The organism is Nocardia sp. NPDC004860 (genome assembly GCF_040609015.1).
Classification (GTDB): domain Bacteria; phylum Actinomycetota; class Actinomycetes; order Mycobacteriales; family Mycobacteriaceae; genus Nocardia.
In genome coordinates this window covers 1-19,613 of the sequence record NZ_JBEXJI010000024.1, presented here as the reverse complement: position 1 = coordinate 19,613, position 19,613 = coordinate 1, and the positions used below count along the sequence as shown (strand labels likewise).

22 protein-coding genes are annotated in these 19,613 nt (G+C 64.6%); 5 read left to right on the top strand and 17 right to left on the bottom strand.

The genetic code is table 11. The annotated features are described in order from the left end of the window. Window positions 1–662: 662 nt before the first annotated feature. On the bottom strand, window positions 663–770 hold the full coding sequence (locus ABZV44_RS32895; protein WP_354845279.1) for a helix-turn-helix domain-containing protein: 108 nt from the start codon (window positions 768–770) through the stop codon (window positions 663–665). 291 nt (window positions 771–1,061) lie between these two features. Here ABZV44_RS32895 and ABZV44_RS32890 point away from each other — a divergent pair, with 291 nt between their 5' ends. Beyond that, window positions 1,062–1,574 carry a hypothetical protein gene (locus ABZV44_RS32890; protein ID WP_354844958.1) on the top strand — a complete coding sequence of 171 codons (513 nt, stop codon included), beginning with the start codon at window positions 1,062–1,064 and terminating at the stop codon, window positions 1,572–1,574. 181 nt (window positions 1,575–1,755) lie between these two features. After that, window positions 1,756–2,175 (top strand): hypothetical protein, encoded by a 420-nt coding sequence (locus ABZV44_RS32885; RefSeq protein WP_354844956.1) that lies wholly within the window; start codon window positions 1,756–1,758, stop codon window positions 2,173–2,175. On the opposite strand, the gene ABZV44_RS32880 is transcribed toward ABZV44_RS32885, so the two are convergent. The 12 genes from ABZV44_RS32880 to ABZV44_RS32825 form a co-directional block, all read right to left on the bottom strand. After that, the gene (locus ABZV44_RS32880; protein WP_354844953.1) at window positions 2,151–3,218 is read right to left on the bottom strand and encodes a G1 family glutamic endopeptidase; all 1,068 of its coding nucleotides are present in this window, start codon (window positions 3,216–3,218) and stop codon (window positions 2,151–2,153) included. The two genes, ABZV44_RS32885 and ABZV44_RS32880, sit on opposite strands and share 25 nt — an antisense overlap. Window positions 3,219–3,368: 150 nt before the next feature. Then, window positions 3,369–3,527 carry a hypothetical protein gene (locus ABZV44_RS32875; protein WP_354844951.1) on the bottom strand — a complete coding sequence of 53 codons (159 nt, stop codon included), beginning with the start codon at window positions 3,525–3,527 and terminating at the stop codon, window positions 3,369–3,371. Window positions 3,528–3,881: 354 nt separating this feature from the next. Beyond that, on the bottom strand, window positions 3,882–4,553 hold the full coding sequence (locus ABZV44_RS32870; protein ID WP_354844948.1) for a phosphotransferase: 672 nt from the start codon (window positions 4,551–4,553) through the stop codon (window positions 3,882–3,884). An 83-nt stretch (window positions 4,554–4,636) separates the two neighbouring features. After that, window positions 4,637–5,155, bottom strand: a complete 519-nt coding sequence (locus ABZV44_RS32865) for a hypothetical protein (protein ID WP_354844945.1) — start codon at window positions 5,153–5,155, stop codon at window positions 4,637–4,639. 626 nt (window positions 5,156–5,781) lie between these two features. Then, a complete protein-coding gene (locus ABZV44_RS32860; RefSeq protein ID WP_354844943.1) occupies window positions 5,782–6,495 on the bottom strand; it encodes a PIG-L deacetylase family protein in 714 nt (237 codons plus the stop codon). 80 nt (window positions 6,496–6,575) lie between these two features. Continuing rightward, complete coding sequence (locus ABZV44_RS32855; protein ID WP_354844940.1) at window positions 6,576–7,493, bottom strand: NAD-dependent epimerase/dehydratase family protein; 918 nt, start codon at window positions 7,491–7,493, stop codon at window positions 6,576–6,578. 12 nt (window positions 7,494–7,505) lie between these two features. Then, entirely contained in the window at window positions 7,506–8,378 is an 873-nt protein-coding gene (locus tag ABZV44_RS32850) for an SUMF1/EgtB/PvdO family nonheme iron enzyme (RefSeq protein ID WP_354844937.1), read from the bottom strand. 10 nt (window positions 8,379–8,388) lie between these two features. Next, window positions 8,389–8,658 (bottom strand): hypothetical protein, encoded by a 270-nt coding sequence (locus ABZV44_RS32845; protein ID WP_354844934.1) that lies wholly within the window; start codon window positions 8,656–8,658, stop codon window positions 8,389–8,391. A gap of 8 nt (window positions 8,659–8,666) precedes the next feature. Continuing rightward, complete coding sequence (locus ABZV44_RS32840) at window positions 8,667–9,626, bottom strand: NAD-dependent epimerase/dehydratase family protein (protein ID WP_354844932.1); 960 nt, start codon at window positions 9,624–9,626, stop codon at window positions 8,667–8,669. 35 nt (window positions 9,627–9,661) lie between these two features. After that, entirely contained in the window at window positions 9,662–10,915 is a 1,254-nt protein-coding gene (locus ABZV44_RS32835; protein ID WP_354844929.1) for a nucleotide sugar dehydrogenase, read from the bottom strand. 390 nt (window positions 10,916–11,305) lie between these two features. Continuing rightward, the gene (locus tag ABZV44_RS32830) at window positions 11,306–11,614 is read right to left on the bottom strand and encodes a hypothetical protein (RefSeq protein WP_354844926.1); all 309 of its coding nucleotides are present in this window, start codon (window positions 11,612–11,614) and stop codon (window positions 11,306–11,308) included. Between the two features lie 222 nt (window positions 11,615–11,836). Further along, window positions 11,837–12,175: a hypothetical protein gene (locus ABZV44_RS32825; protein ID WP_354844923.1), complete on the bottom strand. Its 339-nt coding sequence runs from the start codon at window positions 12,173–12,175 to the stop codon at window positions 11,837–11,839. 597 nt (window positions 12,176–12,772) lie between these two features. Here ABZV44_RS32825 and ABZV44_RS32820 point away from each other — a divergent pair. Next, the gene (locus ABZV44_RS32820) at window positions 12,773–13,819 is read left to right on the top strand and encodes a hypothetical protein (RefSeq protein WP_354844921.1); all 1,047 of its coding nucleotides are present in this window, start codon (window positions 12,773–12,775) and stop codon (window positions 13,817–13,819) included. On the opposite strand, the gene ABZV44_RS32815 is transcribed toward ABZV44_RS32820, so the two are convergent. Together ABZV44_RS32815 and ABZV44_RS32810 are read right to left on the bottom strand one after the other, a co-directional pair. Beyond that, the gene (locus ABZV44_RS32815) at window positions 13,786–14,448 is read right to left on the bottom strand and encodes a GNAT family N-acetyltransferase (RefSeq protein ID WP_354844918.1); all 663 of its coding nucleotides are present in this window, start codon (window positions 14,446–14,448) and stop codon (window positions 13,786–13,788) included. The genes ABZV44_RS32820 and ABZV44_RS32815 overlap by 34 nt on opposite strands. 175 nt (window positions 14,449–14,623) lie before the next feature. Then, window positions 14,624–15,106 carry a hypothetical protein gene (locus tag ABZV44_RS32810; protein ID WP_354844916.1) on the bottom strand — a complete coding sequence of 161 codons (483 nt, stop codon included), beginning with the start codon at window positions 15,104–15,106 and terminating at the stop codon, window positions 14,624–14,626. A gap of 141 nt (window positions 15,107–15,247) precedes the next feature. On the opposite strand from ABZV44_RS32810, the gene ABZV44_RS32805 reads away from it, so the two are divergent. Next, window positions 15,248–15,430, top strand: a complete 183-nt coding sequence (locus tag ABZV44_RS32805; RefSeq protein ID WP_354844913.1) for a hypothetical protein — start codon at window positions 15,248–15,250, stop codon at window positions 15,428–15,430. Window positions 15,431–15,692: 262 nt separating this feature from the next. Here ABZV44_RS32805 and ABZV44_RS32800 read toward each other — a convergent pair whose 3' ends face one another. Then, complete coding sequence (locus ABZV44_RS32800) at window positions 15,693–16,538, bottom strand: hypothetical protein (RefSeq protein WP_354844911.1); 846 nt, start codon at window positions 16,536–16,538, stop codon at window positions 15,693–15,695. Between the two features lie 473 nt (window positions 16,539–17,011). Here ABZV44_RS32800 and ABZV44_RS32795 point away from each other — a divergent pair, with 473 nt between their 5' ends. Then, window positions 17,012–17,197, top strand: a complete 186-nt coding sequence (locus ABZV44_RS32795; RefSeq protein WP_354844909.1) for a hypothetical protein — start codon at window positions 17,012–17,014, stop codon at window positions 17,195–17,197. Between the two features lie 644 nt (window positions 17,198–17,841). Here ABZV44_RS32795 and ABZV44_RS32790 read toward each other — a convergent pair. Beyond that, complete coding sequence (locus ABZV44_RS32790) at window positions 17,842–18,462, bottom strand: hypothetical protein (RefSeq protein WP_354844906.1); 621 nt, start codon at window positions 18,460–18,462, stop codon at window positions 17,842–17,844. Between the last annotated feature and the right edge of the window lie 1,151 nt (window positions 18,463–19,613).

The window sequence follows — 19,613 nt, the reverse complement described above, 5'->3', positions numbered from 1 at the left end:
TCCAGGAGTTGACGCTCAGGGCTGGAATCGCGGAGTCGTGCCGCGGGTGTCGATGCTGCGTGCCAGGGCCGTCGAGGTAGATCGGGTGCAGACGTTCGTGGTTCCGCTCAACTTGCCAAGGTCGTTGCCGGGCAAGTAGATCGGGGTTGTTTGTGGGGAGGAGCTCGACCTTTCGAGTGCTCCAGGGTGCCGCCATTGCCCAATGGTGAAGGCGGGGTGGCGCGATCGGTCAGGGCCGTGTGTGGCGGCAGTGCCGAGATCCGCGCGGTCGCCTCGGTGCCGGATCACCGAACACGGGCTGACCGGGTGAGGGAAGCCTTCTTCTGCTGTGTCTGTTCACACGGATGACAACGCATCATGTTCGCTGTCGCAGGGATGACGGCGACTGTCGAGCGGCAGGGTTGCCCGCGGCATCCGGCCCGACGGGCCATGGGCATCTAAATCTTCTGTGCGAGAGAGATTTACGTCATTCGCCCGGTTCTCGGATCGATAGGTGACTGGTGGTAACGGTCGCGGTGCGGAATGCGCGGTCCGTCCTGTGAATCCAACTTGACATAACGCACATTATCGGCATAACTAGATATAACTACGATATATCGACAATGTCCGATGCTGCCCGACCCCTGTGCGATCCAGGGAGACCTGCGAGTGGTAGAGGGCTGTTAGCAGGGTGCTCGCAGGTCTTTCCGAATCAGTCGGGAAGCCTTGCGCCATCGCTTCACTGTGGATGCGCTGACGCCGAGTCGCTGGGCAGCCGCGCGGCTGGACATGTGGCCGGTGGCCTCTACCGCGTCATGTAAAGCGCGCAACAGATCATCACTCTCAACACTTCCCGGACAACCTGCCTATCAGGGCCTCCGGACCAGCTGTCAACACTTCCCGGATCCTGCAGCTGCCAAGACCCCAACTGCTAGACCCAGAAATAGTGGTCGCGATGGTGACGGGCCCAGTGCCGACACGCTGATCCCCGATTCAGCTGCGGCGTCCGCGTGAACTCCTACGATGCGCCATCGACGCCGCACCCACGATGCGGCACGACTCACAGGAGACATTGGCCTCGCATGCTGATTACGTTGGCAGACGCTATCGCCCAATACCGAACGGCCGCTGACGATTGCGGCAGCAACTCCTACAACTGGTATCGCCAGTCCGCGGCCCGACACGGACGAGTGTGGCTGGGCGAGAGCAAGGTTCCGGCGACACGACAGGGCAGGCGCTGGATGGTCGACGACACCGATGTCGCCGCCGCCGTCACCGCCCACCACGAGAAGCGGGCCCACGAGGCACGCATGCGTACCGACTACGACAACCACGTCCTGCACGCCGGTGTCGTCACGATGACAGATGGCGGCTACGAAACCCGTGGCGTCTTTCACCTCGTCTGGTGGGACTACCAGCGCATGCGGGGATTCAGCGATGGGCACTGGGTGTGCAACGGTTGCTGGAAGTCGGCCGCTTGCGAGCGCAACCGGCCCGAGTGCCACCGCTGCAGCGACTGGAGCCCATGCCGGAACGACTGCCGACTGTCACGTGTCTTCTGCGGGACCTGCGACACCAGCTTGCCCATCGGCTAAAACACCTTAAAGCAGCTGGGAGCCTCTGCTGCGGCTGGAAGTGCTCCCGCCAGCTGCGCGATTCGGAAAGACCTGCGAGCGCCCAGCTCACAGTCCCGTACTGCTCGCAGGTCTCTCTGGATCGCACACAGAGTTCGAGTTCCACGTCGACGATCCGCTCGGTCGACCGGTGGACCACGCCTTGCTCGGCCGGTTCGTCGGGGCCGCGGTCGATGGCTGTGGTTCGTGTCAGGATGCGCAGCTGAAGCTGATGGTCGAGGATCCGGCCACCACCGCGCGCCTGGTCGAATTGGCCTGTGTCTCCACGTATTCGCTGATGGGCGGCCTGCCTGTGGAGATGATCGACCTGGATGCGCCGGGTGTCGCCAGCAGCGAGTTCCGGCGCTTGGCGCGTGTCGGTCTCGGTGGCGCGAACACGGTGATGTGGACCGAATGCGAGGCGATGGATACCACGCAACGGCGGGCGGCCCTCGAGACCGCCGCCGACATCCTCATCGGGCAGCTTTCGGTAGCCGCGCGTCCCGGGGCTGCTGGCGATGCGGTGGATGGTGGAGCGGCCGACGCCGTATTGACGGTTCAGTTGAATTGCGGAGCTACCTGAATTCTGCCCGCCGCGTCTTTGCCTCCGATGGCGACTACTGTGCCGGTTCCCGGCTGACCGTTGTTGCGGCCAATACCGACTCCGCTGTTGTCCATCTGAAACAGCTGCAAGCTCTTGGACTTCGGTCCCGATTCTGATCCTGCGCTGTCGACCGTGGCAGCGTTGTCAAAGGTGACGTCCCGCAAAGCTGGCAGAGCCGCAAACACATTGGTGCAGCTGCCGAGCTGCGGAGTCTCCACAATCCATTCGGCGGTATTGCCGACGAATGGATTGGGACCAGAAGGTTGGGGCCCTACCATCCCGTATATGCCGGTGAAATTCTTCGTTGTGTGGTTGGTGATGGTAGCGCGGCCTAGAGGTACCGACCCCAGGCCAGGGAGAGGCCACAGCACCGGCCCGAGGAACTGCATAGCGACGGAGATGTCGTCGCCGAAGTTACACGGAAATCCGTCGTAGTTCACCCCGGGGGCCGGAAACCACTCGGTCCACACAACAGCACCATTCGGCCCTGGGAGGGGGAAGGCACTGTTCATCGAGTCCGTACCCGCCTGAAATACGTCTCCGCTGGCATTTGCGCCAGTCGCATAGCCGCCGTCCAATCCGACCCAGACGGAAGCGAGGGTGCTGGGCACATTGGCGAAGGGCCCCGCCGTGGGGGTGTTCGCTGCGGGCACTTTCCACCGGCCGGTTATGTATTTGAACGTTTGGCCCGCTGGCGACGGTATAACACCACCAGCCCAGCTGGAAGAAGTAAGGCCCATGGACTGCATTGGTCCCTTGCGGGTAGCCCGTTGAAAGGTGGTCAGCTTTGGCGGGATATAGGTGAGTGTCTTTTCAAAGGATGCCTTCCACGCGGTGTATGCGTCTGCGTCGGCCGCTGCATCGGGCCTCGATGGGATGCCGAGCTGCTTGAGAACGTCGTCGCTGGCGGTTGCAGTGTCGATCTGCGCGGGAAGGTTGGGATCGAAGAAGTACCCGTCGACACTGGCTGGTTGGAGTCCGAGGGACTCCCAACTCATCGGTTCCGGCATGATCCACCCCATTTCTGAAGACTGGAAAAGTACAGAAACGTGGAGCATCGATCAGTCGGGAAGTCTACGTTGCCGGACGCATCTTCGCACTCTTACACCTCACCCTTCTTCTGCGACTGGAATTCGAGACCCGGATCGGGTGTCGGTGCTCGATTTCGGCAGTCAGCGGCGACGGCGGCGGTACTTGGCGAGCACCTTCTTCACCCGTTCGCGGTCCTCGGGCGGCAGGTCGCGCAGGCGCAGGATGCGCCCGTCGCTCATGTGCGCCTGGACGTCGTTGTAGCGGTCGAACCGGTCGAGCAGGCGGGTGAGCCAGCGCATGGGGTCCTCTTTCGGTCGGGGAGCGGCGCGTGGCCGCTCGGTGGCCGCGACGGTACGGGCCGGCGGCGGAGAGCCGTGGTAAACCGACCAACAGAAATCGCGGCCGCCCGGGACCGCTCGGTGTCCGCTATGCGCCCCATATAGGACACGTGGGCGCGGCCAACACCTTAAAGCAGCTGGGAGCCTCTGCTGCGGCTGGAAGTGCTCCCGCCAGCCGCGCGATTCGGAAAGACCTGCGAGCGCCCAGCTCACAGTCCTGTACTGCTCGCAGGTCTCTCTGGATCGCACAACCCCCGCAGGCGACATCCACGAGCTCAGGTCGGGCAGCCGCTGCTTCTTGAGTCGGATGCGGCCCTACCTCCACGAGTCGACATCGAGCCAGGAGTACCGGTATCCATGGCGGCCCTGATAAGGCGCAGTAAGAAGGTGCTGGAGCGTCGCATACTGCCGCAGACGATCTTCTGGACATTGCAGGGAGGGCGGCAGTTCGCTGTTGTACCCATCGAGCGCGGATCTGACTCTGGTTCTACCGAAATGCCCGTGGGTCATTGCGCAGCTGACGATGAGCTTGGCGAGGTCGTATCCGAACGGTGCCAGGGTGAGCTCGTCGAAGTCGATGACAGCAGTTCCGGTCGGCTGTACGACGAAGTTTCGCACGTTGGCGTCCTTGTACAGGGCAACCGGCAGCGCTCGGAATCGGCGCACTTGCGAGCCGAGGGATCGGCGTGGCGTGAGGAAGTCGGCCACGGTCAGTTCGTTGCTGACCACGAATGGTCGATCCAGGCGCGCGCTGGAGAGGTACTCGCGGTGCGCGGCGGCATGAAGCTTGCCCAACACGATTGCGGCACAACGCATGTCATCAGGTTCGACCGCGTGCCCCTCGAGGTGCTCGAAGAGCAGTGCTGTGCCGTCCTGCCCGAGGAGGACAGGAAGCCGAACGCCGGAATCCAATTGCTGTAACCAGCGATAGTGACGTCGTGCGGTGTCGGCGTAGGAATCCGTTCGGTAGTACTTGCTGAACTCCATGCCCGGTCACCCACCCTGGCCCGAGCTGTCGCAAGAGACCCTGGTCGCGGCCGGCGGCCCACCATGCCCGCTGCCGTCGGCCGCTAGTGCTTGTCGGCTCTCTCGGTTACAGCGCGAGCAAGGTACTCGTTGACCGCCTTGCGGCTGGTGAGTACGACCAGGTCGGCATGGTCTCCATGTTCGCCGAGAAGGGATTCGACTTTCGGGCGCATCGTGGTGCGGTAGCCCCAGATGTAGCGGATGAAGCTCCATGTGATCCGGTCGTAGACGCCGTTGGCGTGTTGACCGCCTCGGCAACGCAAGCGTCGCTGCAGGACCCCAACCAGGCAGGTGATGGCCGGCAGATCCAGAAAGATCACCGTGGTGGCGGCCCTGAGACGGATGGCCATGCTGGACGCGTGGTTGCCCTCGATCAGCCATCGACGGGGCTCGACCAGTCGATGCTGTAAGGCCTCGAACTCGTTGGGCGGCAGGGGATTCCATTTGTCGTCGTAGTACACCGCGTCGAGATGGGTCAGGGGCAGGCTTAGGTGCGCGGCCAGTTGATTGGCCAAATGGGTCTTGCCTGAGCCTCCGCATCCGATCACTGCGATTCTGTCCACGGGCACCGAGGGTAGCCGCCCGAGAGGCCACAACACCGCGCTCCGCGTCATATGAGCAAATCATCGAGCACCTTCAGCTGACGTGAGAGGCGGAACATCTCCAGTCGGACCAGGCATTCCTTGATCAGATCGGCATGCGTTTCGGTTCCAGTGGCCTTGATCAACCACGCCAGCGTGTCGGCGACACGCCTGCCGTCGGTGACGTGCAGCTGCGGTGGTGTGAACAGTTCGGCGTTTGCGAATCGTGCGCGGAGTCAGCGGCAGACAACCCTGTAGAACTGCTTCGGGCAGTCGTTGCGTCATCTGTCCGACTGCGGCATACCGGTCCGGCAGGAGCAGGACGGTGGCCGTCGCGGTGGAGTAGATCTCGCTGACGTGGTGAAATGACACGCGACCGACGAACGTCAGGTCCGGCCAGCGGCTGGTGTCGGGCCATTTCCCGGCGATGATGTGACGACCTTCGCGCTGACCCTGCTGGCGCTGTCGGTGCTGGCCGTCGGCGCAATCCTGCGCAATCGCCCTGCCCTCACTCCCGCCTGATCTGCCGGCATGCCTTGGCGCAGCACCCTTTCCGGTTCCTGCGCAAGAATCGTGGCCGCCTGTGCGCTGTGCGGGGATTTGCGGGTTCATGCGCGCCACCGGTAGCAGCAATATGCCTCAGCCCACTGAGTGCCGCATTGCGCGCCGCGGACGGCGGCGACGCCTCGCAGGACAGTTTCTGAACGGGTGTGCGGCCTTTCGCGCCATTGGCTGGTGTGCACCCGAAGCCCGGCGATCTTTCGGTCGAGGTCATCGGTGGTCAGCTCGACGAAGTAGTTTCGTGGGGCGACGAATTGATGCTTGCTCCAGCTGTCGCCCACCTCCTCATACATCAGCACGAGGTCGGGTTGGTGCCGGTAGGTGTTGGGGCCTGGACGCAGGACGGTGACGACCGCCGAGCCGACGGCCGCGTGGTCCTGGTTGTAGCTGGACGGGTCGGGGAAGGCGACGACCGTCGGCGCGAGTGTGGACAGCGATAGTGGATGGTCGCCGCGTTCGATGAGGTCGACCAGATCAGCTTGAGCCATCGCATCGAGCCGGAGGTTGTAGGCAGCGCCGGGCAACGCGAGGTGGCTGCCGTCGAGCGGCCAAAACATATGTGCTGCTTGCATTTCGTGGCGGCGTTGTTCCGCTGTGGATTGTCCTGCCTCGGAGAAGTCGCGGATGTCAGCGATGGTCAGCCACAGGACGAAGACCTCCCCGCCTTCGCGTTTGACGCGGCTGATGAGACCACCGCAGCCGATCGCCTCATCGTCAGGGTGCGGCGCGATGATCAGAACTCGCTGTCGTGCCCAGTCCACTGGTCTTCCACCTTTCGGCAGCGCCGTACCCAGCCGGTGCCCGGTTCGGTGGCGGATCCGCCACCGAACCGGGACATGGGTCAGGCTGTGAGTTGTTGGTAGGTTTTGCGGATGCCGTCGGCGATCGAGGTGGTGGCGGTCCACCCCAGTTCGGTTGCCGCGCGGGAGGAGTCGAGTGCGCCGTGCTTCCACTCTCCGGCACGCTCCGCGGCGAAGGTGGCGGCGATGCCCGTGCCGGCCGCAGCGTTGACCGCGGCCAGCAGCTCCCGCACGGAGGTTCCTTTGCCGGTCCCGATGTTGAAGATTTCCTCGCTGCCGGTGTAGCCGGCGGCCGCCAGGAAGGCGCGCACCACATCGGCGACGTAGACGTAGTCACGGGTTTGATGGCCGTCGCCGAAGATCGTGGGTGTCTGGCCGCGGGCGACGAGCCCGCAGAAGATGGCGACGACGCCCGCTTCGCCGTGTGGGTCTTGGCGGGGCCCGAATGCGTTGCCCAGGCGCAGCGACACATGCCGAGCGCCGTAGAGCCGGTTGTAGAGCGCGAGGTTCTGTTCGGCCCCGTACTTGCTGATGCCGTAGGGCGCTTGAGTTTTCGGCAGTTGGGTTTCCGGGGTCGGCATGGGTACACCGTCGCCGTACATCGCCCCGCCGGTCGAAGCGAACACGATGCGCGCCCCCACGGTTCGGGCGGCTTCGAGCAGCTTGATCGTGCCGAGCACGTTGGTGTCGGCGTCGAACACCGGATCGGACACCGAGTGCCGGACACTGATCTGCGCGGCCAGATGGAAGACGACCTCCGGCTGCTCGGCCGCGACGATGTCGGCGACTGTGGAGGCGTCGCGGATGTCGACGATGTGCAGGGCGACGGTGTCGGGGATGCGGGTCTTGTCGCCGGAGGACAGGTTGTCGATCACGCTTACCTGGTGGCCGTCGCTGACCAGTTTGTCGAGTAGGTGCGAGCCGATGAATCCGGCTCCGCCAGTGATGATTGCGCGCATACTGCACCCCTTCTATGGATTGTCGGGACCGGCATCGGCAGCACATCGGAATCCGATGTCGAAGCAGCAATAGCTCGAGCTGGCGGCCATGCGTTCGGTCGTTCGGACCTGTGGCTCCAGATGTTTCCAGCTACCACCGCGAACCACGCGATAGCGGTGGAGCCTAGCAGCGGCGAAAGATGGGTCGTAGGTCCTGTTCGGGTCGTAGAAGGCGTAGGTGCTCGATGTCCATTCAGCGACCGTGCCCGCCATGTCTGCCACGCCGAACACCGAATCGCCTGCGGGGCTGAAGGTCCCGACAGCGGTTGTGCCCGGCGTCGAGCCGAACTGGTCGTAGCGGGCCTGCCACCAGGCGCGCCAGCCGCCGAGTGCCTGTATCGGAGCGCTGGCCCAGTGCTCGACGCAGTTGACCACGGCCGGATTCCACTGGTGTCCCCAGGGGTACGGCGACCAGGTTGCGCCGTGCGCGGCGTATTCCCATTCCACTTCGGTGGGTAGCCGTTTGCCTGCCCAGCAGGCGTACGCGGTCGCATCGGTGTGGTCGACGTGCACCACCGGATGCTGCGGCCGTTCGTTGAGCGCGTCGATTCCGGGTGCGGGAAATCGCCAGCAGATGCCCGGTTCGACCTGCCAGTACTCCTGCCCGTAGATCAAGCCGTAGCCCTGCTGTTCGGCTCCGGTGACGTAGCCGGTCGCGCTCACGAATTCGGCGAATGCTGCGTTTATGACCGGTGTCCGATCGATGTGGAATCCCGCGACGTCGCAAAGATTTTGGGGCGCTTCGTCTTCGAACCATTCCCGCCCGTAGTGCTGGCGTCGGGCGAGTTCGTCGAGATGATGATCCGGAGCGCCGATCTCGACCCGGCCCGCAGGGATGGCGATCATGTCGGACATTTCAGCCGCCCATCAATGCGGCGATGATCTGGATCTCGCTGTCAGCGGCTTCGATACGGGTATCGAGTCCGCTCAGTGTCCGCACATCGATCCGATTGAGGGTCACCAGCGCCCACGCAGCGATCTCGCCATCGGGCGTGAGGTAGCGCTTACGCAAAATGGGATAACGGTCGGCGAACCAACCCAGAGCCATCCCGACCGTCGGAGCCTCACAGCTCAGATCCGAGAGCGGGGTCTCACTGTTCCAGCTGGGCGGCACCACGAACGTCACGGTCGCCATCACCGCACCGAGCTCTCGGCGTGGATGACCTGAGACATCCAATCGAGGGTGCGTTCGATGCCCGTGTCCAGGCTCGTGATCGCCGACCAGGACAGGACCCGGGCAGCGAGGTCGGTATCGGGTTGCCGCCGATGTGTTTCGCCGCTGCGGCCCGGCACGATCTGCGCTCGCCCGGTACCCGCGATCCGCACCACCAGCTGGGCCAGCTCCGCGATCGAAACTTCGCAGGCCGGGTTACCGAGGTTGACCGGGCCGAACGCGTCGGAGTCCATCATCCGCACCACACCTTCGATGAAATCGCCGATGTAGCAGAACGAACGGGTTTGCTCGCCACCCGCGATTTCGAGGGTTGCCCCACGCAACGCGCTGGCGCAGAACGAGGAGACGACTCGGCCGTCCTCGGGCCACATGTTCGGTCCGTAGATGTTGAACGGCCGGATGATTCCGGCGTTGGTGCCTTCGCGGACGTGGGCCGCGGCCGCGGCCTCCAGGACCCGTTTCCCCTCGGTATAGGCGCTGAATGCCCCGACGGGATCGCAGTTGCCGCGGTAGGTCTCGTTCTGCGGATGTTCGAGAGGGTCGCCGTAGATCTCCGAGCTCGACGCGCATACGACTCGGGTACCAGTGCGGGCGGCGAGATCGAGGACGTTCAGCGTGCCCACCGAGCAGGCACGGATGGTGTCCAGCGGCATTCTCGTGTTGGCCTTCGGGCTGGCAGGGCAGGCCAGATGCACGATATGGGTCAGTGTGTCGAGTTCGACGAACGAGCCGGGGAGACTGACGTCGGCAGCCCGCAGCGTGAACCGCGGATTGTCCGCGAGATCGGCGATGTTGTCCTCTCGGCCGGTTGACATGTTGTCGACCACGGTGACGTCGTGTCCGATGTTCAGCAGGTACCGGCACAGGTGGGATCCGATGAATCCCGCGCCGCCGGTGACCAAGGTGTGGTGAGTGCTCATGACGTTTCCTCTGATCCTATGAAATCGGTTGTTACTCAAAGTTGTTCGATGTTCGGCCCTGGTTCCAGGACGCCGCACGCGTCGAACACGTACCGGGCGCGGCGGATCAGGTCGTAGTCCAGGCCGTGGTGCGCGACGAGCACCGCGACCGCTGATGCCTGCGCTACCAGCGCCAGCGTGAGCTCGGCCAGGACGCCGTTGACGTCGGTGGCGAGTGGGTCGACGACGATGACCTCCGCGCCGGTGCGGCGTAGTTCGGTGGAGACCTTCAGCGCGCACGAATCCCGCACATCGGCGACATCTGGTTTGTAAGTGGCTCCGAGCAGGACGATCCGGGCCCGGTCCGGGGTGAGGGTGTGGAAGCGGCGGATCAGGCCGGCCATGATCCGCTGCGCGACATAGCCCGGTTGGTTCCGATTGACCCGTGCCGCTGTTTCGATCAGCGGTGATGGATGCCCCTGCGTTCGCAGACACCACGCCAAATAGGCGGTATCCGAGGGTAAGCAGTGGCCACCGGCGCCCGCGCCCGGATGAAATGGCATGTACCCGTAGGGCTTTGTGGCCGCTAGCTGCAACGCCGCCCAGACCGATACCCCCAGAACGGCCGCGTCGCGGGTGAGTTCGTTGACGAACGAGATGTTGACCAGCCGGAACGCGTTCTCGACCAGCTTCGCGAACTCTGCTGTCTGGATGTCGGGCGCGGGTACGACGGTGTCGACCAGGCCGCTCCAGAATTCGACGACCGCCCTTAGCGATTGCTCGTCGATCCCGGCCGCGATCTTCGGCACGTGTACTACACCGTCAAGGCCTGCACCGGGATCCAGCCGTTCGGGTGCGTAGCCGAGCCGGAAATCGCGCCCTGCTGTCAACCCGGACGTCTCCAGCGCTGGCGCGACGATGTCCACCGTCGTTCCCGGGTAGGTCGTGGATTCGAGGATCACGAGGCACCGCGGACGCAGGTACGCGGCGAGAGTTTTGGCGGCGGCCTCGATACAGCTCAGGTCTGGGCGATCATCGGTGGCTGGAGTCGGCACAGCGATCAGCGCGATGTCGAAGCCCTCCAACGCATCCGGATCGCCGGTCGGGAGGTACCGCCCCGAATGTAGGGCTTCGACGAGGCGTGCCGAGGACACGTCCGCGACGTAGGAATCGCCGTGTTCGAGCCGCAGAACCCGGTACGGGTCGGTGTCGTAGCCGACCACCGAATGCCCAGCTTGAACGGCCAACATCGCCGCCGGCAGGCCGACGAAACCCTGTCCGACAACGGCAATCCGACGCGACGGCGCCACCGGCATCATTGGCGCTCACCGCTGTCCCGAGCCCTGGGTTGTCCGTTCACAGCTTCCTCGACAAGGTCGGCCCACTCGATGGCCAGAAGGCCCGCCCGCTCGGTCCTGGAACAGTTCTCGAATCGTCATGACGTCATCCCTTCGAGGAAATGGAAATAGGTACCGTCCGTGTTGACACCGGTCGCCGTCAGGAGTTGCTGAATTTAGTTGTGCCACTTAGTATTTCGAAGCGATAGGCGTGATTTGACGCCGTTCCACCGAATCGGGGGAACGTGATTTGTGCTGGAATCTCGCTGTTGAGCTCGTCTGCCGGGCTCATGACACCTGCCACCGGTCTTCACCCGGGCGGTGGGCATCAGCCTAATCCGATTCCTACGACCTCCTTCCGTATCAATTGCTTTCGGGTCGCTCGTAGAGCAGCGCGTACAGCTCGTCGGTCAGGTCCGCTCGCCCGGCCTCGTAGAGCACGCGCAGCGCGGCGCAGCGGCGCGTGCAGTTCTCGGGGCGGCAACGGCGGTGCTCGTGGGCGTCGTCTATGGCATCGGCGACGCTGGGGCGGATCTCGCGGGCGCGGTGTGGTAACTCGGCCTGGATCTCCCACACACTCGGGCCCGCCGGTCTACGGGCGCGGAAGATACACGCCAGCGCCAACGCGAGCCCGGCGGCGGGCAACAGCGAGAACCACGGCACCATGCCCATCAGCCACCCCCGCCTAGCTGGTCGGGGCGGGTCGCCCTCTCGGGCTCGGCCCGGTAGCCGGTGGGCCAATCGTGCAGTTCGTGCAGTCCCGCAACCACTCTCGCGATCAGTTCGCGGTCACCCTTGGAGGTCCACGTGGGTACGGGAAGTTCGGCGCTGCCGGGGTTGTCGCCAGGGTTTCGGCTGGGGAGCCGGTTTCTTTCCACGTCGCTTGACTCGCTGCTACGCCCCGTTGAATTCGGGCAGTTGACCAGTGGGATAGCGCGCGTAGGTGCGCTCGTCGTTCACGGTGATCACATCGGCCACCTGCATCAGGTCGGCCGGGACTTCGCCGCCGTCGAAGTGTTCGGCGCTGGGGGTGAAAACGGCTTCGGCTCCGGTCCGATCTACCGCTACACGAACCCGGTGAATCGGGCGATCGACTTCCGGGCCGAACGCCAGGATTTTTGTCAGGTCGTAGCCGAATCGCTCTGCAAGTCGGCGTATCTGGGCCTTATCCCATTCCTCATGGGTGCCGGAAATTTCTTGTTGCAGATAGCCGATTGCGCGGGATGTCGTCATCGAGTGCCCCTACCCTCGTTGGTTGGAAGGGCCGCCGCTGGGGAGTCGAAAGGGGGCGATCAACTCGACCCAGCAGCGCCCAGTTCGAGCCTGCCGTGCCGGGCAACGGTCAGGAAGTGCAGAAGACCCCGCAGAAAACCCCGCAGGCTCGGCTGTCAACCCCGCAGTTTCGGGCGAAACCTATCTGGTGCGGCGAGGTCCGGATTACCCTCAGCGGCAACAGGTTCCACGGCTGCATGGGGGCTACCGATGGGTTCACAGTGTCATCGCAACACCCGGCTGAAGGCGTTGATCGATGCCCGTGGGTGGTCTCAGCAACTCACCGCCGAGGCCGTCAATGTGGCTGTTGGTGTGGCTACCGGCCGCCCAGGGCTCTATACCGACGAGTCGATTCGGCGGCTGGTGGCTGGCCGCGTCACGTGGCCTCCCCGCCACTATCGGGAAGCTCTGCAAACTGTTTTCAAGGTTTCTGACCCAGGCATGTTGGGGCTCTACAACCGGCGGGCTTCCACCCCGCAACTTCCCGTCACGCCGATCAGAACGCCGCCAGCACACATACAGTGGGAGCCGTCCGCACCCCTACTCTCAGGAGACGACGTGCATCGTCGCGATGTGCTGCGCTTGGGCGCCGCCGTGCCGGCGGCGCTCGCTTTCGACCAGTTCGCCACAGCGGGCGGACACGCCCCGAATCTCATCGAAGACGCCTCAGCGTGGGAACCCCCGCCCGTGCTCAGTGGCCACATCCTCGACAGAGTCGAGGCGGTCCTCAACGCCACCTTGCTCCTCGACGACGCGGTGGGCCCACACCGCGCCCTGGATATCGCCTCGGCCGAATACCGCACCGCTGACGCCCTCGTGTCCGGATGCAGCGAAACCGATCCGTTTCGCCGCCGTTTGCTGGGCCTGCGGTCGAATTTGGCACGTTTCGGTGGCTGGCTGCTGTTCAACCTCTGCCGCTACCCGCAAGCCGCAGCGGCCTACGAACAGGCACTCGATGACGCCCATAAGGCCGAGGATTCGACGCTGGCAGCGATCACCCTGTGCCAAGCTTCGCACCTGGCGACCTGGCACGGGAACGGTCGCCGCGGCGTCGATCACGGCGTCGCCGCGCAACAATGGGCAGCTCAAACCGGAGACCTGCGGCTGCGCGCTTATGCCGCCGATGTGACCGCCCGCGCTCTCGCCGCGACCGGGCAGCGCCGCGAATGCCTGGATCTGCTCGAGAGCCTGACCCGCGACCGCGGCGCGACCGTCACCCCCACCGAATCGCCTGCCTACTTCTACGACGACGGGTTGGCTGTATCCACTCTCGGACAATGCCTGCTCACCCTCGGCGAAACCGCAGCGGCAGTGGACGCGCTCACCGACGGAATCAGCGGCATCGCAGAGGAATTCACGCGCAACCGTGCGTTCAACGCCGTAGATCTCGCGGCGGCACACCTGCGTACCGGTGACATCGACGCGGCGGCGACCACCGCTCGTACTGCCGCCAAGTTGACCGCGACCAACCGCTCACCCCGACTGGTCGCCGCACTCACCGACGTGCGTACCAGCATGCAGGGGTGGGAGAACGCCTCGCCGGTGCAGGAACTCGACACCGCCCTGGGGCGCTACCGGCTTCCGGTCCCCAGCTCCCGCACATAGACGTCGAACACTGGTGATGTCCAGCCTGCGTCCGGGGGACTGTCCTGCCTGCCGACCAGCTCCCAACCGGTGGCTGCGTAGAACCTGGCCGAATCCGAGAGCGCCGGAATCACCCCGAGGCTGGCGCGCTGCTCGACACGATCGGCCAATAGAGCCTCCATCAGCTGGGTACCGATCCGGTGCCGCCGCCATCGCTGGCTGACCCCAATGTCGATCACCGCGAACGTGCGACCCTCCCATTCGGTGGTGAATCCCTCCGGCACCGGCTCACGCAGCCCCTCCCACCAACGGCCGGACTTCAACCCGTACCCGTAGGCGAACCCCACCAATTCGACGTCGTCGACGACGGCGAGCGCGCAGCCGAAACTCGGATCCGCCAGCATGCCCAGCATCGACGCGCGATGCTGCGCAGGGGACTCGGCCACATTCGGCGCCACAGTGAACACCTGCTGGTACAGGGCATCGATCGCGTCCAACCGTTTTGCGGCATCAACCGCGGTCACCGCCTGCACCGAAACCCCACTCACACCGGCGAGGATAGCCATCGAAGAGAGGCGATATCCACCGAACCACCTAACGGTTTCTCGGCTGCGGTAGTGGCGTAACCGCCGGATCCCGGGCACTTGCACCGCTACCCCCTTGAAAGGCAAGTCCGGATCCGGCGGTAAGCAGATACCGCTTCCCTCGCTGTAACGATTGCCCCGGTCAGTCACCGAACTGGCCGGGGCTTATTCGTTGGCGCCCTCCGACCGCGCCCGGCGAAAACCCTCGAGCTGTGCGGCGAGGGCATCGCCATCTGGCCGGTCAGCGAGAGGTATCGATGTAGTGCCAGCTGTAGGCCTCGCCCAGGGCCCGCTGCTTGATCTGTGGCTCGACGACCTCACACACCATCTCCACCGTCAACGGCTCGCTCAACCGCACCACCTCCCCACGCCGAAGGATCTGCGCCGGATCAGTCGATGCGAACTTCGAGCCCGACACCCGTTCCCACGACCCACCCCGCCACACCAAAACCGTGATACGCCGGGCCGGCGTGGGGATATCGAACACCCATCCCGACCTCAGTCCCAGCCAGCCCCGAATATCCGCCGGACAGCCGACCTTCCGACAGATCCTCGCGATATCGCGGGCCGCCACATCCAGCGCCGCCAGAGAATCCAGCCAGATCTGTTCCTCGCGCGCCTGCCGCCCGGCCGCCACATCGGCCTCCACCTGAGCCGCCCGGCGATCACGTTCACGCTCGGCCCGGATCTCAGCCTGCAAATCGTCAAATGCCATGTGCCCCATGCTCGCACCGGCCACCGACCAAATCCCGCGCACCGACCAGCAGTGTGGAAGATTTCCTGTCCCGGGCCCGGGCGGTGGTGAACAATCAGAACAACCAGCACAGCAGCGCAGCCGGCCGACACCAGCGAAGCAGCACAACCGATGGCATCGGCCGCCGACGAGCGCCACATACTCGACGAATTGCGCCACCTCCAGGACCAATTCAGCCGAGGCGAAGCCGAACAGGCCACAGCCGCCCTCCACACCCTGTTCGACCGATACAGCCGCCCCGAGGTCGAACTGTTCCGTCTGCTCGGACCCCGCGCGCTCTACGGCGACAACTAACCCGCCCATCCCGGGGAATGGCGATACCGCCGGGCGAAGGGGAAAGCCCGGCGGCATCTGCATCAACGGTGCGCCACCAGCCCAGCACGAGCAACCAGACACACCGGACCGCGAACCAACACGATCCAAGGGGTGAAAGAGCCGGTCGGCCGCACCGAATCCTACGGGCACACCCCACCCGGACAACATCGAATTACCCCATATCGGCACCCGAAACAATCTGCGCTGCAAGCCAACACAAGCCAACACCGATACCGACGCCCTACAGGTCGATGTACTCCCGCGGAGAACCCGGCGCCGCCGGCCGCGCCTCACCCGGATACAAGCCCAGGCCCGGGAACCGCTCGTCGATCTGCTCACGGGTCAACGCCGCCGACACCGGCGCCAGCGCATACCCGTCGCCCAGATCGGCCCACTCCCCGGCCGGATCCACCGCCCGCACCCGCTCGACACGCCCATCGACCACATACACCACCGCCCGCAGACCAGCCTGCCGACGCCGCGCCTGCTCACTCGACGGCGACAACAACCGCCGATCCGCCTCGAAATCCGGATCCGCCGCCCCCTCGAACTCCCGCTCGAACCGCCGCGCCGCCCGCGGACTCCGATACAGCACCAACGCCAGCTCACCATCCCACGCCACATCCGAATGCAGCGGCTCCACCGGCTCAGCCAACATCAACTCCGGAAACGCCTTGCGCGCCCACACATACGGCACCACAACCGCTTTCGCCTTGCCATGAAACAGCAACACAGTATGGACGCCCGCCTCGAGCTCATCGAAAATGTCCGTCAACTGCGTGCGCCCATCCGACGACGGCCGCTCATGCACCCGCGAATCCGGCACCACCAGAGCCTTGTTCAGCTTCTGACGTTCCTGCCACATCCCCGCCGACACCAACACCGCCGTCGGCGTCCTACCCCACCAATTGACCTGCACAAACCGATCCGCGGCCGCCATCTTCCAGCACGCCGACCAGCGCTTACGCAAGCCCTCGGTGTCCACGACCTCGATACCCGAACCATTCGACACATCTGAAAGCCTACGATTCTTACGAATCACGGCGTCGATTACCGGTACCGGCCGCGTTTCCAACAACAGCGTCATGCAACTATTCTATAACAATTCTTACGTTTCTTACGTTTCATCGCGGAATTGGCCACGAAACCGCAGATCAAAACCCTGATCAAACACCAGATTTCGGCTGTTCAACCGCTCCCCGCCGTAGCCGGCGGCCCGCAGCATCCCGCCTATGCCTTGAGCTGCCGCGACACCGAGCCCTCCCGCACCCAGCGCAGCTCCCGCAGGCTCACCACCCAGCCGGGGCACGTCGAAAGCAGCCGCGTCCCAGCGCATTCCGGCGGTGGCGGGGTTGAGGCAGCCGACGCAGCCGCACGGCCGCGGCCCTCACGAACCCCTCTCCGAGCGGGATGATCGAACTGGACACAGCCCTACCACACCGGCGGAACACTCCAAAGGACAAGCCGCTACGCGGTCGGCTACGCCGATCCTTTTCCGCGTCCCGCCGGCGCGGTAGCCCTACCGGCAGCTCGAACACCCCACCCGGAGAGGAACCCGCGATGACCACCACGACCTCCACCGCCTGCTCCACCCGCGACTGCCCCAACCCCGCCACCGCCGTCGTACCCGCCCACGACTACGACTCCGCGCCCATCAACGACTACGGCTACGCCCGACCAGTCTGCGGCTTCTGCCAAAACGCCCTCTTCGCCCAGCTCACCGCCTGGTACTGGGACGTCATCTAGCGCCGCGGGGCCGGACCTCCGGCCCCACCCGGCCGCGCCGGCGGTTGCCCGCCGGTCGGGTCGTCGGGGACAGGTTCGACGAATCCGGGCAGTTCCCAGGTCCAGCGATCGCCGGGCCACCAGACCAGGAAATGGTCTGGGCTGGGTGGGGTGTGGAGTAGATCGGTTCCAGGCTCTGGGTTTCGTCGTTGTATCGGTGGTCCACCAGGCCGCGCGCGTGGATGTGGGGCGGGGCGACGTAGCCATGTACGGGGGTGGGGTTCCTCGCCGGGCCAGGTGGCCCGGCGGACCTTGGTGCGCGGCGCGAACATGGGGTCAGTCCCGGTCGTGGTCGGGGTGGAGGGCCGGGCGGTGAATGACGTCGTCGCACTGTCGGCAGTGCCAGCTGATGCCGTCAGCCCCGCCCCCGACGAGGACGCGGCCGAGGCGGTGGCCGCGTCGACATCGGGCCGGGACGGGCTGTTCGTAGCGGCCCTCACTATTGAGATACAGGCGCGAGGGGTCGGCGAGGGTGCCATCGCCCAAGGCCCACCAGATACGATCGGACGAACGTATGTTCGAAACGGTAGCAAGGGCTGGCAGGAGGTGCGCCGCCGATGGGGGCGTGTTGCCCCCGGCCCGGACGCGACGATGGAGCGGGGGAATTAGATGGTGCCGTCCTCGCGCTGGCGTTCTTCGATCTCGATCGACTCGGTTTCCCGTTTTTCCAGCCACGCCACGAGTTCGTCCATGTTTGGGTGCTGGCGCGCTTGCTGCAGCACCACGGAGCGCTCCAAGCGAATCGCGCGGTCGATCAGCTCCTTGTTCAGTAGTCCGGCGGCAGACAGTTCCCATTGCTTGCGTAGAAATTTCGCTCGATCGCGACGAGCGTGGTATCCCCAGCCGCTAATGCGCCGTCCACTTGGGGGCAGATCGAACTCTTCATCTTGGAGGGCATGCGATTCGATCCCGGCAGGATCCCAGAAGGGCGGCCCCCCGGACTGAGGCTTGAAAAATGGCCCGTACGACTTGAATAGGGACTTCTTGACTCGATCAGCAAGCCAAGAGCCGGATTCCCCGGGCTTGATAAATGCCGCTGCCAATGCGGCGAGGACGAACCCGCTGGCAGCGCCTATAGCAAATTTTCCAGTCTCGCTGCGCACGCAGGCCGTGAGTCCCCAGAATAATCCCAGCATCAATGCGTATCCCGTGATATATACCCCGAATATCAGCCCGACTACCTGTACTTCGATCCAGGAGACAGCGCGATCGGGTTGCTCTGGCAAGAGTGACCTGCCGACACGATATCCGACCCCGCCTAGCGTCAGGAGCGCTGTGAGCAGGACTAATCCCAATACTCCGAGAAACCACCCACTATGTACCACGGAAAGGACGAGGAGCAATCCGAGCAGAGCTGGGATCAAGTCACGAAAAGCTCTAATGACAGTTAGCCTGGTCATCATTGGAGGCAAGCTCCCCGTTACGAACGGTGATGCCGAGGGGCATGATCGCAGGACCAGCGATCCGCTGGGGGCGGATTGTGCCTGAACGCCGAATTCGGGAAATCGGCCCAACAAATAGTTCCCAGCATGGCAGCAGTCAAGTAGCTCACGGCGGCGTCCAGGTAGTAGACGGGCCCTGCGGGGCTGTTGACCCAATCCGGACTTGCATCGTCAGGTGGTCGAATGTTGCTCATTTCGGTGCGAAGACGGTCGGCGAGCCGCCTCACCTGCGCGGCGAGGTCGCCCGCTTCCTCAAGGAGATGACCGATCTCTCCTGTTGAGCCCCAGTCGTTCGGGTTCCATTTTCCAGCGCTCTCGGGGTCTGTCATATGGCCTTCGCTCACAGCCCGTGCTCGAACAAGACGGCCCCGCGGAGTTGGGCTCAAGCATTGGGGTGCCTGCCGCAGTCTTCGAATTGCTGATCCAGCCTTCTTCGAATGACACGGCTTGTCCAGCAAATCCGCTCGGCGAGTCCGGATACTCGGCGGTTGTGATCGCGTTCGCCGACCTGCTGACGTTGCGCCGGATCAAGAGTCGGGAGGGTCGCCGAGCGCTCCCGCGACGTTTCCAGCGAACCCCTGTTCATCTACCCGTAGACGGGCAAGCCGGTGGTGGAGGGCGGGCCTGCCCGCGCGGAGGGCCAGGCCCGCGAGCGTGCGCTCGCGCGTATCGTGCCAAGGCCGCCGAGTCAGACGTGGAAACCGAGCACGGCTCTCGCGCAGTGGCTTACGGCAAGATCACCCGCGTGTCCAATTCCGAAGGGCAAGAAGTCATCTACGCCGGCCACCGGCGCCCGTAGCCCCTCGCCGATGTCCGCGGCCGCTGGCCGCGCGTCGCCCGGTCCCGCAGGTGTCGGTGTCGTCCTTCGCTGAGCCCACCAGGGGCTATCAGGTCGGGTCTGGGCAGGTCAAGCCGAAAAGCGTGGCTTGACCTGC

Coding starts and splice junctions, on each gene's coding strand:
- ABZV44_RS32895 (WP_354845279.1), bottom strand. CDS start 770: ATGTCCAGCCGCGCGGCTGCCCAGCGACTCGGCGTCAGCGCATCCACA.
- ABZV44_RS32890 (WP_354844958.1), top strand. CDS start 1,062: ATGCTGATTACGTTGGCAGACGCTATCGCCCAATACCGAACGGCCGCT.
- ABZV44_RS32880 (WP_354844953.1), bottom strand. CDS start 3,218: ATGGGGTGGATCATGCCGGAACCGATGAGTTGGGAGTCCCTCGGACTC.
- ABZV44_RS32875 (WP_354844951.1), bottom strand. CDS start 3,527: ATGCGCTGGCTCACCCGCCTGCTCGACCGGTTCGACCGCTACAACGAC.
- ABZV44_RS32870 (WP_354844948.1), bottom strand. CDS start 4,553: ATGGAGTTCAGCAAGTACTACCGAACGGATTCCTACGCCGACACCGCA.
- ABZV44_RS32855 (WP_354844940.1), bottom strand. CDS start 7,493: ATGCGCGCAATCATCACTGGCGGAGCCGGATTCATCGGCTCGCACCTA.
- ABZV44_RS32850 (WP_354844937.1), bottom strand. CDS start 8,378: ATGATCGCCATCCCTGCGGGCCGGGTCGAGATCGGCGCTCCGGATCAT.
- ABZV44_RS32840 (WP_354844932.1), bottom strand. CDS start 9,626: ATGAGCACTCACCACACCTTGGTCACCGGCGGCGCGGGATTCATCGGA.
- ABZV44_RS32830 (WP_354844926.1), bottom strand. CDS start 11,614: ATGGGCATGGTGCCGTGGTTCTCGCTGTTGCCCGCCGCCGGGCTCGCG.
- ABZV44_RS32825 (WP_354844923.1), bottom strand. CDS start 12,175: ATGACGACATCCCGCGCAATCGGCTATCTGCAACAAGAAATTTCCGGC.
- ABZV44_RS32810 (WP_354844916.1), bottom strand. CDS start 15,106: ATGGGGCACATGGCATTTGACGATTTGCAGGCTGAGATCCGGGCCGAG.
- ABZV44_RS32805 (WP_354844913.1), top strand. CDS start 15,248: ATGGCATCGGCCGCCGACGAGCGCCACATACTCGACGAATTGCGCCAC.
- ABZV44_RS32800 (WP_354844911.1), bottom strand. CDS start 16,538: ATGACGCTGTTGTTGGAAACGCGGCCGGTACCGGTAATCGACGCCGTG.
- ABZV44_RS32795 (WP_354844909.1), top strand. CDS start 17,012: ATGACCACCACGACCTCCACCGCCTGCTCCACCCGCGACTGCCCCAAC.